Below are 16,283 nucleotides of genomic sequence, written 5' to 3'. Positions count from 1 at the left end.
AAAGACCGAAAAAGCCCTCGCAAGGATATGCGAGGGCTTTTTCGGTTGCGGGGTTACGGCAGAAATGCGCTGGTCACCGCGCGGGTAAACCACAGCAATAGAAAAAACAGCAGCAGGGGGAAGACGATGCAGTCAAAGAGATAGGCTGCCATGAGCATCATGCCGGAAGTCACCAGCTCGCCGGTCTTCTGCTCCAGGTAAACGCTGACCTTGTTGAGCCGCTCGCGGGTGTCGTTCCAGCGTGACCAGATGCTCTTCTCCTCGGCGGAATCCCGGAACAGATCCTGCTCGATGGTGTCGAAGACCCCTTGCGCACTGTTCAGACTCGGTGCGGTAATATGACTGGAAAGCATGGATGCGCCTGTGACTGACAGGGGCAGGATCAGGGCCATGCTGATACTCAGCACGACCATAAAGGCGCTGACGGCGTGCATGATGCGCCCGAGTGCCGCGCTGTGGGGAGCCAGCCACCGGCAGATAACGGTGAGGCTCAGCAGGGCAAAGGTGATGCTGAGCAGCCAGGGAGCGGCTGCTTCCGCCATGGCCAGCAGATACTGCAGGGCCAGCAGGATGATCCCTCCCGCCAGTACGGTTTTCCAGGCAATGTCCACATAGTCGTAGGCCGCCTGGACCACGTCACCTACCTGCAGGCCAAAACCCACGCCGATGGTCGATCCCTCCACGATGGAGAGTCCCACCTTGATGGTTGAGAGAACGGCAAAGGTTTTCAGTGAGCGCTCAAAGGCACTCTGCAGGTACTCCTGGTTGTGCTGAGAGACCTGCTGCAATCCACTGTACTGCAGAGCCAGTTCGTGGTGTTGGGTGGTAAAGAGTGCAGCAGCTGTCGCCAGCAGCAGCACCAGAAGAATTTTCCCTATCCAGCTGTATTTTTTTGGCTTGGAGCGCAAAACGGCCATCTTACCCTTCCTTTTCCGGTCGTCTGCCAACCAGTTCGGCGGCCCAGGCCTGGCCCCACTGCTGGCGGGTGGAGATATATTCGCGGTAGTGCAGGATACGCAGATGGGGAACGCACTGGTGGAGCAGTTCATTGGGCTGGAGCAGGTGCTCTTTGGTCATGGGGGTGCCCTGGTTTTCGGGGCCGTCCATGAAGGTGCGGAAGATCAGCATGCCTCCGGGTTGCAGCCCTTGAAAAAGAGAGGGGAAGAGAGGTCGGTGCAGGAAATTGATATTGAGAATCAGCTGGTAGCTGTCTGGAGCTATGGTGTGCTGATCGAGATCGACGCAGCGCGCATGGATACCGGGAAGTTCAAGTTCCTGCAGGTGTTTTATGGCCACATCGGAAATATCCACCGCATCCACCGTAAAGCCCAGAGCTGCCAGCACTCGGCTGTGGCGGCCCAGGCCGCAGGCGATATCCAGTGCCCGGCCGGGAGAAAGTTGTCTGGCGTAGCTTTCCACCAGCTCCAGCGGCTCCTGGCCTGGTGGATTATCCCGATAACGCTGATTCCATTTTTCGCGATCCTGCTCCATGGGTTCCTCGCAATATCTCTGATCAATCGGCCACAGGCAGGGTGATGGTGAAAATCGCCCCGTCAGGACCATTGGTGGCAGCAATGCTGCCCTGGTAACGTTCTTCGATAAGGCGTTTCATCATATAGAGGCCAAGGCCTTTGTCGCGACTTTTGAACTGGGTGGTGGTGTAAGGCTCAAACATGGATGGCAGGATGCTGCTGTCGATGCCACCGGCGTTATCGGCGATGGTAATGGTGATGGTATTATGGGGAGTGCGGGCGGCCTCGATCCGTATGTCCACACGGTCGCGCTCGCGGGCAGCGGCAACGGTCATGGCATTCTGGATGATTTCCATGAAGAGTTCTATGATCTCGATTTCCACCCCTTTGACCTGGAGGGTATCGGGGATATTTTTCAACAGGGTGACTCTGCTGAACAGCGGCTTGGCCTGAAGGTAGAAGAGCGCCTGCTGGAAAGTGGCGTGGAGGCTGATTTTCTCCGGAGCCGTGTTGCTGGCCTGGTAGAGATCGGTGAAGGTACTGATGGTGTCCGAGAGATGGTTGACCTCCGCCATGGCTTCGACAATCGTGGAGTGAATCAGCTGCTTCTGCGGGTTATCGCTATCCAGCTGGTCGCCCATATCCTGGATGATCAGTCCGATGCCGTTGAGGGGCTGCCGCCACTGGTGCGCGATATTGATCAGTAGAGTGTTGAGGGCCTGGCGCCGCATCTGGTCGAAGATAATGCTGTCCTGCTGGCGAGCTTTCTCGACGGCAGCAGCAATCTGCTGCTCCAACCCGCAAAGAGTTTCCTGCAGGGCCAGCTCAGCAGACTTGCGCGTACTGACATCTGCCCAGGTGCCGATAATCTCCTGGGCGAATCCGCTGCGCCCGGCACTGCGAGCCTGGTCGTGAATCCAGATATAGGAACCATCCCGGTGCATCACGCGGAACTCCTGGCTGATAGCCCCTTCGCTCAGCAGTTTCTGCTGATTCTTCAGCACCTGACCCATATCCTCCGGGTGAATATGATCGCGCCACCAGTCTGGTCGGAGTACCTCATCGGAGCCGAAGCCCAGTACATTATGGATATTTTCACTGACCCATACGGGCGTGAGTTCCCTGTCATTGCCACTGAGGGCATAGGTTATGACGGGGCTGACGTGGAGGTAGTGCTGCAGCCGCTCGGACCATTCGCGGGCTTCCTGTTGAGCCTCCTGGCGCCTGCGCTCTTCGTCCAGCAGGGAGCGTACCTGTGCGTAGAGCACCACAAAAAGAAGCGTGGCAGTGGCCAGGACAAAGAACCACCCCTTATAGGTCTGCATGCGGGTCAGTGTCTGGGGAACCTCAAAGAGCACCATCAGGGCGCGATCCGAGAGCACGATCCACAGGGCGGCAATGACGGCGTACAGGATGACAATCCGCAGGGCGATAATGGTAGCTCGTTTTCTTGTCTCCACAGAAGCTCCTCTCCAGCAGGATGCTCGCTATACCTGCCCGGCGGCAACCGCTGCCCTGCCTGCTACAGGAAAGCGCCTTTACGCCGCCATTCAGATTCATTCAGCATAAAGGCATTATGGATTATTTCGTCGCTACGTCAATGTTTTCCTGTGCTTTGCCGGGCTGTTGCGCCGCAGCCCGGCAGGCCAGGGCAGGCTGCATTTTGTTGACAGTCAGGGAAACTGCTGGTAATGGTCCTTTTGAAACTGACAGCCTTGAGTTTTTCCTGGGGGGGGTGTAGTATGGCTGGGTTAACTTGTGTATCTTCTGGGTTGCAAGACCCTGCAGCAAGGCAGTACTGCCCCTGCTGCAAGGCGCACCTCAAGGATCCTCGCAGCTTTGCCGATACAAGCACAGGGCACTGTCGAGTTATCTGCCCAAATTGCCTGCGCTCCATAGTTTTCACCAGGGAGAAAGCCCATGAACGCTAGTTACATAAATCCTTTTGTTGAGTCCACGGTAAATGTGCTTGCCACCATGACTGGCGTTACTCCCCAGCGGGGAAAACTCTTTGTGAAGCAGGGAATCTCTCCCACTTTCGACATTTCCGCCATCATCGGTATCGCCGGTGATGTCCATGGTTCGGTGGTCATCAGCTTTCCCCGCGAAGTGGTTCTGAAGCTGGTCAGCGCCTTTATCGGTGAGCAGAAAAACGCCATTGACGAGGATGTGCAGGACGCCGTGGGCGAATTTGTCAATATGATCACCGGTGGTGCCAAGAAAAACCTCAGCGCCATGGGCGTGCGCTTCAAGCTCTCCATCCCCAGTGTTATCGTTGGCCGGGGCCATACCATATCCCGACCGCGTAACGTTCCCTGTATCGTACTTCCCTTCGCCATTGAAGGCGTCGGCAAATTTTCCGTCGAAGTTTCCATCAAAGAGCTGGTCTGATTGCACCCTTCCCCTGATACTTCCACATTCCTGCCCATGACTCCCCGCGAACTGCGCCAGCGAGGAGTCGATCGCCCCGATGTTATCCTGGTCAGCGGTGATGCCTATATCGATAGCCCCTACTGCGGTATAGCGGTTATTGGCCGAGTGCTGGAAAGTGCCGGCTACTGTGTTGCCGTGATTGCCCAGCCATCCCTGGACACCCCCGATGATATCACCGCCCTGGGGGAGCCGCGCCTGTTCTGGGGTATCAGCGCCGGTTGCGTGGACTCAGCAGTGGCCAATCGTACCGCCCTGGGCAAGCCCCGCAAGTCCTGCGACTTTACCCCGGGTACTGTCAACAATCGCCGCCCGGATCGCGCCACCATCATGTACTGTAACCTTGTGCGCCGCTATTTCAAGAACACTGTTCCCCTGGTGATCGGAGGTATTGAGGCCAGCCTGCGCCGCATTGCCCACTATGATCTCCAGAGCAGCGCCATCCGCCGCAGCATTCTGCTGGACGCCAAGGCCGATATCCTGGTGTACGGCATGGGCGAGCACGCTGTACTGCAGATTGCCCACAGCCTGCGCGAGCAGCGGGATATCAAGAGTATCTCCGGTACCTGCGTTCTGGCGGCAGAGGCTCCGGCGGGTTATCGGGAGCTGGCGTCCTATGAAGCGGTGCAAAGTGATGCCGACGCCTTTGGCGAAATGTTCGCGACTTTTCATAAAACAGCCCTGCACCAGGGCGCGCCTGGATTTTTCCAGCAGCACGGAGCGCGCTTTCTGATCCACCACCCCCCCGCACCCATGCTGAGCAGTGCGGAGCTCGACCGCGTTCACGGGCTCCCCTTTCAGCACGACGCCCACCCGAAGTGCAGGGCCGATGGTGAAATCCGCGCCCTCGCCACCATCAGAAACTCCGTGACTACCCATCGGGGCTGTTATGGCGACTGCTCCTTCTGTGCCATCACGGTTCATCAGGGCCGCAGCATTATCAGCCGTTCCATGGAAAGCATCCTCTCGGAAGTGAAGCACATGGCGAGCCAAAAGGGCTTCAGCGGTACCATTCGCGACCTGGGTGGCCCAACCGCCAATATGTACGCCTCCGGCTGTGAACTGCTCTCCCGGGGCACTCCCTGCCAGCATCGCCACTGCATTGGCTACGAGGGCATTTGTCCGAAGCTGGTTCACGGCCATGGGGAGCAGGTGGAGCTGCTGGCCCGTCTGCGGGCTTTGCCTGGCGTAAAGCGGATTTTCATCGCTTCCGGTATCCGCTATGACCTGATTCTGGCCGACGGGAAGCATGGTCGCGCCTATCTGCGCCAGATGGTTGCCCACCATGTCAGCGGCCAGTTGAAAATCGCCCCCGAGCACTGCGCGGATGCCGTGCTGCGGCTGATGAACAAACCTTCCGCAGCGGTGACTGCCCGCTTTGCCCGCCTTTACCGCGAGATGGCCGCGGCGGAAAATCAGCATATCCACCTGAGCTGTTATGTCATTGCGGCTCATCCCGGAAGTACCAAACAGCACATGGAGGAGTTTGTCCGCTTTGCCCGCAGCAACCTGCAGTTCATGCCGGAGCAGGTGCAGATATTTACTCCGACGCCATCCACGGTTTCCACGGCCATGTACCACTGTGGTCGCCATCCCCTCAGCGGTGAGGTGGTCTGGAGTGAAAAGAGCAGCGTGGGGAAGCAGGCCCAGAAGGATACCCTGCGCGCAGGCAGGGAAATGCGCAAGGAGACCGTCCGCAGCCGTCCTGCCGGAGGCCGTCGCAAAAAGCCTTCTGGAAGCCCCTGGCGTTCGTAGTTGAATTGCCACCGGTGGGGCCTGTTCGTATCGCTTTCCATGCATTGATTCCAACCGTAACGTTGTCGATTGACCGTAAGCGACTTTCGCTTTATTCTAACTGCTTGCTCACTATCCCCGCAGGAGAATATGGTGACCCATACTTCGCTGCTGAACATTCGTCAGATACGCCGCCGCAGCATACTGCTGATTCTGGTGCTGATCCTGGCCCTGGCCATGCTGATTGCCGGCTTCATGTTTGTGGGCGTCCGGCATCAGGATCGCCTGATACTGGAAAGCGGGCGTGCCATGGTGGAAAATGCCCTGGAAATCTCGCTGCAGCGGCTGCGGGAGATTGCCCTCGACTACGCCGTCTGGAGTGAAGCCTGCGATGCGCTGGCCCACAGCCCGGATATTGCCTGGGCCGATGAAAACATCGGCCAGTGGCTGGTTTCCGGATTTGGCATATCCGGCTCCCTGGTACTTGACCAGAATGGGCGGGTGACCTACGCCTACCTGGATGGCGGGCGGCAGACTCTGGAGCAGGACGATCTGGCTGAGCAGATTCTGCGGCTGCACGAGCGAATACGCGACTCCCATGGCCATGAACCCCGTGCTCTTTCCGGATATGTGCAGATGAATGGTGAGGTGTATGCCGCCGTGGCGGCACCGGTGGTGCCGACCAACTGGGACGAATACAGCGTGCCGGACTGGCCACCCACCACCCTGCTTCTGCTGCAGCGGGTACTGGACAATGAAGCGTTGCATGCCGTTGCCCGCAGTCTGCGCCTCCATGATTTTGCCATCGTGCACCATGATCACCGGACTGAGCGACTGGTGGCAGTTCCACTCTGGGATAATGATGGGGAACTGCTTGGTTTGCTGCGCTGGCAGGCCAGAACGCCAGGGGTGGCCCTTTTCCGCCAGGCCATTCTTCCCGGTATGCTGGGCTTTGCCGCCATAGTCGGCCTCTTCCTGCTGCTGCTTCAGCGCATGCTGGGGACAATCAGCGCGCTCCATGAACGTGAATCCGCCCTTGGCCTCAACCGGCACGCTCTGGACTCCATTTCCCAGGGGGTGCTCATCAGCGACGCCCAACAGAAGATCACCTATGTCAATGATGCCTTCAGTCGTATCACCGGTTGGCAGCGTGCGGATATCCTGGGTCAGACCCTGCACCTGCTGCGGGGTGTTCACACCAGCCCTGCCATGGAGCAGGAGATTCAGAGCGCCTTTGACCGGGGCGACGCTTTTGCCGGCGAAGTGCTGCACTACCGCAGCGATGGCATGCCCTTCTGGAACGAACTCACCATAACTCCCGTATGTGACGCCCGCAATCAGCTGTGCCAGTTTATCAGCACCCACCACGATATCACCGAGCGCAAGCGCACAGAAGAGGCCCTGGCCCGACGCCTGCGCTACGAAAAGTCCATTGCCGGCCTCTCCAACGTGCTGCTTACCAGCCGCCAGGAAGATCCACTCCCCAGGGCACTGGAGCACCTGCTGGAAGCCGCCCGGGTGGATCGGGTCTATATTTTCCAGAACTCCTTGGTGGAAGGTGCCGGCCTGTGCGCCAGCCAGACCCATGAAGTCTGCCTGCCCGGAGTCGCTTCGGAGCTGCACAATCCCCTGCTGCAGAATATTCCCTATTCAGAGGGCCTGGAAGGTCTGCGTCAGCAGCTGGTGCGGGGGGAGATTATCTATGGTATTGTGAAGGACTTTCCGCCTCCCGCCAGGGAGATCCTGGAGGCCCAGGGAATTGTCAGCATTCTCATCCTGCCACTCTTTGTCGGTGGACACTGGAGTGGGTTCATCGGCTTTGATGATGTGTCACAACCCCGCACCTGGGATGTGAACGATACGCGTCTGCTGCAGACCAGTGCCGAGCTTATCGGTGTCTATATGGAGCAGCGCCAGTCCCAGGAGACCCTGGAGAAGATGAACCAGATGCTGGAGCAGCGGGTGGAAGAGGAAGTGCAGCACCGCAGGCAAAGTGAACAGGCCATGCTGCAGCAGTCGCGCACAGCGGCCATGGGCGAGATGGTAAGCGCCATTGCCCACCACTGGCGGCAGCCCCTGGGGGCCATCGCCCTGCAGGTGGAATTCCTGCAGCAGTTGTGCCGCGAGGCTGGCATCGACGACATGGACGAGGTGGAGGCCATCACCCGCCAGGTTATCGCCCGGGTGCAGGAGCTCTCCACCACCATCGACAACCTCTACGGCTTCAGCCAGCGCCATGAGGCCGCTCGCACCGTCGATATCCGCGGCCAGGTACAGATCGTGATTGACATGTTACGCCCCCAGTTCAGGGCTCACGAAATAGAGATCCACTTCAGCTGCAGCGAGCCACAGCAGGGAACGCGGGATGTTCTGGCCTCCATCTACCCGGCAGCCTTCAAACAGAGTATTTTCAACCTGATGATCAATGCCCGCGATGCCATCCTCGTCAAACGCAATCGCCTGGAGGAGGAGAGTCACCGTGGCGGGGCAGAAGATCGTGTGGATATTTTCATCGACACCAGTGCCGATCACATACGCATCGTCATCGAAGATTCCGGCACCGGCATTGACGAAAGCATCGTGGGGCGTATCTTCGACCCCTTCTTCACCACTCGGGAGGTGACCCGTGGCGAAGGCCTTATCAGTGGAACGGGCACCGGACTGTACATGGCGAAGCTGGCCATAGAGGGCCAGATGGGGGGGTGGATCAGTGCCAGCAACACGGACCACGGAGCCCGTTTTGAGGTAAGCCTGCCACGGGCCTAACAGCTTGCTGAAATACCTCAAAACACGCAGGCAATTGAAAAATACTCAGGTGCAAGGCGCGAGCAAAGCGAGGAATGAAGCGTACTCCCCGTACGTTGCAGTGACGAGCGACGGCGAGCAACGCCGCAGATGAGAGTTTTTCGGCAGCCTGCTAGATTCTGGTCCGCAAGAGCGTTGCGCGCGTCTGGAAGTTTCTATTCCGCAGAAGCGGCTGATCCGCGCAGGTAGAGAAACCAGTAGGCCATGGCCACAAAGACCACACCACCCACAATATTCCCCAGGGTCACGGGAATGAGGTTGGTGACAAAGAAATTCCACCAGTTCAGATCAGGCATGTGGATTCCGCTGGAGCTGGCCAGAAAAATGGCTGCCGGTATGAAGAACATGTTCGCCACCGAGTGCTCAAAACCACTGGCCACAAAGGCCATGATGGGTACATAGCACGCCAGAATCTTGCCCGCGATATCGCGGGCCGCCACCGCCATGACCACCGCCAGGCACACCAGCCAGTTACAGAGAATACCCCGGATAAACGCCGCCTCGAAACTCAGGGTGCTTTTGCGCACGGCGATATCCAGAGCCTGGAGCGCCGCCTGGGTATCCTGCCACAGCAGGCTGGCCACCATCAGCCATGCCAGCGCAATGGCGCCGATGAAGTTTCCCACAATCACCAAAGCCCAGTTCTCCCATACCTTCAGCCAGGGAATCTGCCGCTGCAGCGCCGCTTTGGCCAGCAGGGTGTTGCCCGTAAAGAGCTCTGCGCCGCAGACCACCACCAGCATCAGGCCGATGGAAAAGACACTGCCGCCCAGAAAACGGGCCATTCCGACACCCATGGTTTCCGCCACCCCCTGGGTGACCACGATGGAGAGCTGAGCCCCAAATGCGATGTAAAATCCTGCCAGCAGGCTGAGCACGAAGGTACGTCCCGGGGATTGTGTCAGGACGCGGCGACCGTTTTCCATGATAGCCGCCACGGCCTGGGGCGGAGAGAGAAATCTGTTCTGCATGGGTGGAGCACCAGTTGTTGGAGTGATTGCATAGCTTCTACCGGATATTGCCCGGCAAGTAAAGGTGCAAGGGCTCGCAGAAAAAATTGACTGGATGGTTACTTTTCTGTTGACATTAACCGGCGATCGCTCTAATTAGATGACTGACTCGTCCGTCATCTAATTCTGCATTCCACAAGGAGGCAACTCCATGTCTGAAGAGAGCCGCGCCCCGGGACGTCCCAAAGATGAAGAGCTCCAGGCCCGCCGTTGCGAGGAAATTCTGGCGGCAGCCACGTCCGCTTTCGCGCGCCACGGCTACCACCAGACCGATGTGCAGCTGATCGCCTATAAACTGGGCATCGGCAAGGGAACCATCTACCGCTATTTTTCCACCAAGCAGAAGCTCTTTCTGGCTGCCGTCGAACGGGGACTGGACCAGCTCTCCGAGTATACCTGCGGGTTGCTTGAGCAGGAAAAACCCGTCATGGAGCGCATGCGCGACGCCTGCTTCGGCTACTTTGACTTTTTTGACCAGAATCCGGATATCGCCGAGCTGCTGATCCAGGAGCGGGCCGAGTTCTGCGAACGGGGCAAGTCCCTCTTCTTCGACCACGAGTCGCGGGACCATGACCACTGGGATCAGCTGATGGATGAGCTGGAGCAGGAGGGGCGGCTGCGCTCTCCCGCAGACCGCGAGAAGATGCACCGTGCCGTCGAGAACATGGTGTACGGCATCGTCTTCACCAGCCGCTTCTCTCCGCACTACGCGTCTTTTCGCGAACAGGCGGCCGATATCTTCGACATTATCTGTTACGGAACACTCAAACAGAATCAGGAAAACTGACAGCACAGCTTAACACTTCTTCATGCTGGCGAAAAACGTGCGCAAACTTTGCGTGGCAGAGTCTTCCCTATGACCGGACATCGCCCACGAAGAGGGGGTATTGCCATCAAATGCCGCACGTTCTGCTTCACCAATCCATCCTTATCAGGAGAACGACCATGATTTCTTTGCTCTCTTTGCGCCGACTTCCCCGGATTGCCGGTTCCTTACTGCTTTTTTCCCTGGTGGGACTCGCCGGCTGCGGCCAGGATCCCTCCCAGCAAGGCGGCTTTCAGATGCCACCAGCCCAGGTCAGTGTCTTAAAAGTTCAACCAACCGATGTGGGTGTCTACCGCGAGTATCCCGCACGGATCCATGGGTCACGCCAGGTTCAGGTGCGCGCCCAGGTCAGCGGCATCCTGCAGGAGAAACGCTACCAGGAGGGGCAGGTGGTGGCCAGCGATGAAGTGCTCTTTCTGATTGATCCGGAGCCCTTTCAGATAGCCCAGCGCCGCGCCGAAGCCGAGCGTGACGCCGCCCGGGCCGACCTTGCCCATGCTCAAAGGGAGTGGGAGCGTATTTCCCGTCTCTTCGAGCGCAATACCGTCAGCGAGCGCGAGCGCGATCAGGCCAGAACCCAGGTGGATCAGGCCCGTGCGCGCCTGAATATGGCCGAAGCTGTACTGGATGATGCCCGGCGCAACCTGGGCTACACGGAAGTACGTTCTCCCATTGCCGGTGTGACCGGTATGGAGGATGTCTCGGAGGGCAACCTCATCAGCACCGGAGGGCTGCTGACCACCATCACCCAGAATGATCCGGTGCACGTACGCTTTTCCATGCCGGAAAACGATGCGCTGATCAGGCGTGGACAGACAGAAGACAGCAGCCAGGCCGCGTTGATCCTGCCCGGTGCCCACGAATACTCCCACGGGGGAGCCATCGACTTTGTTGCCAGTACCATTGATCCCGCCACTGGCACGGTTTCCGTCAGGGCGGTTTTTCCCAACCCCGACCACCAGCTGCTACCGGGGCAGTTCGTCCGCATACGCGTCCTGCTGCAGAGCCTGAGTGGCGTATTCACCATTCCCGAGCAGGCGGTCAGCCAGAGTGCCCAGGGGCCGCAGGTCTTTGTGGTGAACAGTGAAAACAAGGCGCAGGCTCGTCCCGTTCGCCTTGGCCCGGTGACGGAGCAGGGTCAGGTGATTCTTGGCGGCCTTGAGTCCGGAGACCGGGTGGTGACCAATGGCCATGTCTCCCTGCGCCATCAGGCTCCGGTGAACGTGGCTGCCGAGGAGATGCAATAATGCTCAGATTTTTTATCGACCGGCCGATTTTCGCTTCGGTGGTCTCCATTGTGATCATTCTGGCGGGGGCCGCCGCCCTGCGTGTGCTGCCAGTGGAGCAGTATCCCGATGTGGTGCCGCCCCAGGTCATGGTCAGTGCCGTCTATCCCGGCGCCAGCGCCGATGTCATGGCCGACTCCGTGGCCGCTGCCCTGGAGCAGGAGATCAACGGGGTGGAGAACATGATCTACATGGAATCCACCGCCATGGACGACGGCTACCTCAATATCGCCATTACCTTCGCCTTTGGAACGGACCCTGACCAGGCCGCCATTAACGTCAATAACCGTGTGCAGGCAGCGCTTTCGCGGCTGCCCCAGGCCGTGCGCGATCTGGGGGTACGGGTGGAGGCCAGGTCCACCAGTATTCTCATGGTGCCACTGCTCTACTCCCCTGAGGCCAGCAAAGACAGCGTCTTTCTCAGCAACTACGCCCTGCTCAATGTTCTGGATGAACTGGTGCGTCTGCCCGGTGTGGGCAACGCGTCCCTGTTCGCGGCGGAAGATTACTCCATGCGGGTGTGGCTCAGCCCCGACAAGCTGGCCCAGTACCAGCTTACCCCCACCGATGTGGCGGCCGCCATTCGCGAACAGAGCGCCCAGTTTGCCGCTGGACGACTGGGGGCCGAGCCTTCACCGGAGGGGCAGGCCTTTACCTTTACGGTGGCGACCCGTGGACAGATGAGCAGCCCCGAGGAGTTTGAACAAATTATCCTGCGTTCAGGGGCGGATGGCAGTACCCTGCGCCTGGGCGATGTGGCCCGCGTGGAACTTGGCTCCCGCAGCTACGCCTTCTCGGCGAAATACGATGGCCAGTCAGCCACGCCCCTGGGCATCTACCTGCAGCCCGGAGCCAATGCCCTGGATACCGCGGACCGGGTATACGAAACACTGGATCGGCTCGCACAGAACTTTCCCGACGACGTGGCCTACACCATTGCCTATGACACCACGGAATTTGTGCGCATATCCATCCAGGAGGTGGTCATCACGCTGATGATTGCCGTAGCCCTGGTGGTGCTGGTGACCTTCATGTTCCTGCAGCACCTGCGGGCGACCCTGATTCCCGTGGCGGCCATTCCCGTCTCTCTGATCGGTACTTTCGCCGGCATGCTGGTCTTCGGTTTCTCGGTGAACCTGCTGACCCTCTTTGGCCTGGTGCTGGCCATCGGCATTGTGGTGGACAACGCCATTATCGTCATGGAAAACGTGGATCGACTGATGCGGGAGCGCAATATCCGGGCCCGCGAAGCCTCCATCGAGACCATGAAACAGGTCTCCGGTGCTGTTATCTCCTCCACCCTGGTGCTGGTGGCGGTGTTTGCTCCCGTAACCTTTCTGGGTGGCATGTCCGGCGAGCTCTATCGCCAGTTCGCCGTCACCATTGCCGTCTCCGTGGTGGTCTCGGGTGTGGTGGCCCTGACCCTGACTCCCGCCATGTGTGCCATGTTGCTGGATAAGCAGAGCCACCGGGTCTGGAGCTTCTTTACCCTGTTTAACCGCGTATTTGAAAAGCTGACCAACCTGTTCGTCTGGTGCGTGGAGAAGCTTCTGCGTCGTCCCCTCCTCGGCTGCCTGCTCTTTGTGGCCATCATTGGCCTGACTTCCGTGCTGGTGGGACGCATGGCACCCGGACTGGTGCCCCAGGAGGACCAGGGCGTTGCCATGGTGGTCTTCCAGCTGCCCGCCACATCGGCGCTGCCCCGCACGGAGCAGGTACGTGATACCATCACCGGTATGCTGGGCCACCTGGAGGAGACCCGGAAGTTCACCGGCATTGCCGGGTACGATATCATTGCCGGTGCCCTGCGCACCAACGCCGGTATCGGCTTCATCGACCTGACCGACTGGAAAGACCGCCAGGGACCGGGCCAGGATGCCCAGTCCGTTGCCCGCAAGATCATGGGCATGGGCCTTGGCATTCCCGAAGCCAATGTCTTTGCCTTTACCCCGCCACCGATCATGGGCCTCTCCCTGACCGGCGGAGTGGAGGGTTACCTGGAAGTTCGGGGTGACTACACGGCCCAGCAGATCGAAGCCATGGCCAATGAACTGATGGCGGCGGCCAATGCCCGTCCTGAGCTGATGAACGCCCGCACCACCCTGGATACCAACCTGCCCCGCTTCCAGGCCCATGTGGATCGGGAAAAGGCCCGTGATGTGGGAGTCTCCATCAGTCAGGTCTTTGGCACCATGCAGAGCACCTTTGGCTCCCTCTATGTCAATGACTTCACCATGTTTGGCCGCAACTGGCAGGTGAACCTCCAGTCGGAAAAGGATTTCCGCAGTCAGCCCGAAGATCTGAACAAGGTTTTTGTGCGCTCCGACCGTGGCGAGATGCTGCCCCTGAGTTCGCTGGTAACCCTGGAACGCACCTCGGGACCCGATATCATCAATCGCTATAACGTCAACAGTGCCGCCAAGATCATGGCCGATGCCGCGCCCGGCTACACCACCGGCCAGGCCAAAGAGGCCATGGAGGCCGTGGCCGCCGAAGTGCTCAGCCGCAATGGCAGTCTCAGCATCGGCTGGATTGGCGAAGCTTTCCAGCTGGATGCCGCTGCCGGTGCCGGAGGCCTGGCCTTTGGCCTCGGGCTGCTGATGGTCTTTCTCATCCTGGCAGCCCAGTACGAGCGCTGGACACTGCCCATGGCCGTAGCCACCGCCGTTCCCTTTGGGGTCTTGGGTGCCGCGCTGGCAGCCGCGATGCGCGGTTTTCCCAACGACATCTACTTCCAGGTGGGTCTGCTGGTGCTGATTGGCCTGGCCGCCAAAAACGCCATCCTCATCGTGGAGTTTGCCGCCCAGAACCGCAAGACGGGAATGAGTGCCTTTGAATCGGCACTGGCTGCGGCACAGCAACGCTTTCGCGCCATTGTCATGACGGCCATGACCTTTATCATCGGCACCCTGCCCCTGGTCTTTGCCTCGGGCGCCGGAGCCGTCAGCCGTCAGGAAATCGGCACAGTGGTTGTGGGCGGAATGATCCTGGCCAGCTCCCTGGCCCTGGTCTTTGTGCCGCTGTTCTACATGCTGCTGGAAAACCTCTCCGGCTGGTTTGACCGCTATCGCCGACGCTCCGACAGTGAAGCCGTCTTTGAAGAACTCGTGGAAAGGAACCCGGAGAAACAGCCATGACACCACGACCCCTTATCATCGCCCTGTGCGGCCTGCTGCTGGCAACGCCGCTAACCGGCACAGCCGCCCAGGAGCTGTCACTGGAAGAAGCCGTCCTCATGTCCCTGCGAAGCAACCGTGAACTGCGCATGCAGCAGTTGCAGCCTCAGCTGCGCCAGACCTTCGAGGAAGTTGAACAGTCCCTTTTCGACGCCCGCCTCTTTGCGGAAGCCGGCTATGGCGCGGAGCAGGGCCAGACCCTGTCTCCCGGTGTTGCCGGCCTGGTGGAGAGTGACACCAGCCAGTGGTACCTGCAGGGTGGCCTCCGCCAGGAATTCGCCACCGGCACCACCTTCGAGGCCATCCTCTCTCACAATCAACGGGATATCGATAACCCCGATAACCTGCACCAGTGGCGTGCCGGCATCGGCATCAATCAGGCCCTGCTGCAGGGGCGCGGCAGCCAGGTAAATCTGGTGCGGGTGGAACAGGCCCGCCTTGATACCGATATTTCCCGCAATGAACTGCGCGGATACACCCAGGCCCTGGTGGCCAATATAGAGTCCCTCTACTGGGAGTACGCCCTGGCATCGCGTCAGGTGGAAATCTATGAGCAATCCCTGGAAGTTGCCCGCGTACAGCTGCGGCAGACCACCGATCGGGTGGAAGTGGGTGCCATGGCCCGCACCGAACTGGCAGCTGCCAAAGCCGAAGTGGCGCGACGCCAGCAGGAACTCATCGATGCCCGCAGCCGCATGCGCGTTCTGGCCACAGACCTGACGCGGCTCATGGGCCTTGAACACACGGCTGAGCCTCCGCTTCCGCAGCAGCCCACGCTCCCCGCTGTTTACCTCGATACCCTGGAAGAGCACATTACCTTTGGCCTGCAGCAGCGCCCCGAAATACGCGAAGCCCGTCTGCGCCAGCAGCGCGGCGAGCTGGAAGTGACCCGCACCCGCAATGGCCTGCTGCCACGACTTGACCTCTTTGTCACCCTTGGCAAGAGCGGCTACGCTGACTCCTTTGGCAGTGCCCTTGATGAAATGGGAGGTGACGATTACGACGCCACCATCGGCCTGCGCCTGAGTTATCCCCTGGGAAATCGCAGCTCCTCGGCCCAGCATCGCGCTGCCACCATCAGTCAGCATCAGGTTGACCTGAGCCTGGAAAACCTGAATCAGCTGGTGGCCGCTGATGTCCGCAAGGCGTACCTGGAAGTGGATCGCAGCCGCGAGCAGATAGAGGCCAGCGCGGCTACCCTGGAGCTGCAGGAGGAAGTGTTGCGGGCGGAAATGGAAAAATTTGAAGCGGGCACCTCCACGGCGCTGCTGGTAGCCCAGGCCCAGCGCGACCTGCTGGCGGCCCGTATTCAGCAGGCTCGCTCCATTGCCGACTACCGCCGTGCCCTGGTGGAGTTGTATCGCCTGGACGGTTCGCTGCTGCAGCGGCGCGGTATTGAGCTGGAAACCTGAACACAGACTTCCTGCTCAAACCCTGATAACGAAACTTTCGCTTTTCACCTGTACTGGCATGGTAAATGATGCAAGTACATGCGAGCAGTTTGCTTGCACTTTTTGACCACGAAAAAGGCTCCCGGGAAAAAA

Annotated in this window: 11 protein-coding genes; 7 read left to right on the top strand and 4 right to left on the bottom strand. The window is 59.4% G+C overall.

Going from position 1 to position 16,283, the window contains the following annotated elements; all coding sequences use genetic code 11:
• Positions 1–53: 53 nt before the first annotated feature.
• Genes SELIN_RS13125 through SELIN_RS13115 form a run of 3 tightly spaced genes read right to left on the bottom strand, consistent with a single transcriptional unit; the run spans position 54 to position 2,932 of the window.
• Positions 54–917: a hypothetical protein gene (locus SELIN_RS13125; protein ID WP_013507119.1), complete on the bottom strand. Its 864-nt coding sequence runs from the start codon at positions 915–917 to the stop codon at positions 54–56.
• 1 nt (position 918) lies between these two features.
• On the bottom strand, positions 919–1,491 hold the full coding sequence (locus SELIN_RS13120) for a class I SAM-dependent methyltransferase (RefSeq protein WP_013507118.1): 573 nt from the start codon (positions 1,489–1,491) through the stop codon (positions 919–921).
• 22 nt (positions 1,492–1,513) lie between these two features.
• Positions 1,514–2,932: a PAS domain-containing protein gene (locus tag SELIN_RS13115; RefSeq protein WP_013507117.1), complete on the bottom strand. Its 1,419-nt coding sequence runs from the start codon at positions 2,930–2,932 to the stop codon at positions 1,514–1,516.
• A 460-nt stretch (positions 2,933–3,392) separates the two neighbouring features.
• Between SELIN_RS13115 and SELIN_RS13110 the strand changes: the two genes are divergently transcribed.
• From SELIN_RS13110 to SELIN_RS13100, 3 genes are all read left to right on the top strand, one after another.
• A complete protein-coding gene (locus SELIN_RS13110) occupies positions 3,393–3,863 on the top strand; it encodes a chemotaxis protein CheX (RefSeq protein WP_013507116.1) in 471 nt (156 codons plus the stop codon).
• Positions 3,864–5,657 carry a YgiQ family radical SAM protein gene (locus SELIN_RS13105; RefSeq protein WP_198007100.1) on the top strand — a complete coding sequence of 598 codons (1,794 nt, stop codon included), beginning with the start codon at positions 3,864–3,866 and terminating at the stop codon, positions 5,655–5,657. It begins immediately after the preceding gene.
• Positions 5,658–5,789: 132 nt separating this feature from the next.
• The gene (locus SELIN_RS13100) at positions 5,790–8,402 is read left to right on the top strand and encodes a PAS domain S-box protein (protein WP_013507114.1); all 2,613 of its coding nucleotides are present in this window, start codon (positions 5,790–5,792) and stop codon (positions 8,400–8,402) included.
• A gap of 194 nt (positions 8,403–8,596) precedes the next feature.
• Here SELIN_RS13100 and SELIN_RS13095 read toward each other — a convergent pair whose 3' ends face one another.
• Complete coding sequence (locus SELIN_RS13095; protein ID WP_013507113.1) at positions 8,597–9,412, bottom strand: formate/nitrite transporter family protein; 816 nt, start codon at positions 9,410–9,412, stop codon at positions 8,597–8,599.
• A gap of 190 nt (positions 9,413–9,602) precedes the next feature.
• Here SELIN_RS13095 and SELIN_RS13090 point away from each other — a divergent pair, with 190 nt between their 5' ends.
• From SELIN_RS13090 to SELIN_RS13075, 4 genes are all read left to right on the top strand, one after another.
• Positions 9,603–10,238 carry a TetR/AcrR family transcriptional regulator gene (locus SELIN_RS13090; RefSeq protein WP_013507112.1) on the top strand — a complete coding sequence of 212 codons (636 nt, stop codon included), beginning with the start codon at positions 9,603–9,605 and terminating at the stop codon, positions 10,236–10,238.
• Between the two features lie 158 nt (positions 10,239–10,396).
• Complete coding sequence (locus tag SELIN_RS13085) at positions 10,397–11,524, top strand: efflux RND transporter periplasmic adaptor subunit (protein ID WP_013507111.1); 1,128 nt, start codon at positions 10,397–10,399, stop codon at positions 11,522–11,524.
• Positions 11,524–14,700, top strand: a complete 3,177-nt coding sequence (locus SELIN_RS13080) for an efflux RND transporter permease subunit (protein ID WP_013507110.1) — start codon at positions 11,524–11,526, stop codon at positions 14,698–14,700. Before SELIN_RS13085 ends, SELIN_RS13080 begins: the two co-directional genes overlap by 1 nt.
• A complete protein-coding gene (locus tag SELIN_RS13075) occupies positions 14,697–16,151 on the top strand; it encodes a TolC family protein (protein ID WP_013507109.1) in 1,455 nt (484 codons plus the stop codon). Before SELIN_RS13080 ends, SELIN_RS13075 begins: the two co-directional genes overlap by 4 nt.
• The last annotated feature ends 132 nt before the right edge of the window (positions 16,152–16,283 follow it).

Source organism: Desulfurispirillum indicum S5 (genome assembly GCF_000177635.2).
Taxonomy (GTDB): Bacteria; Chrysiogenota; Chrysiogenetes; order Chrysiogenales; family Chrysiogenaceae; genus Desulfurispirillum; species Desulfurispirillum indicum.
The sequence above is the reverse complement of the archived record's forward strand: the minus strand, read 5'-3'. Positions and strand labels throughout refer to the sequence as shown.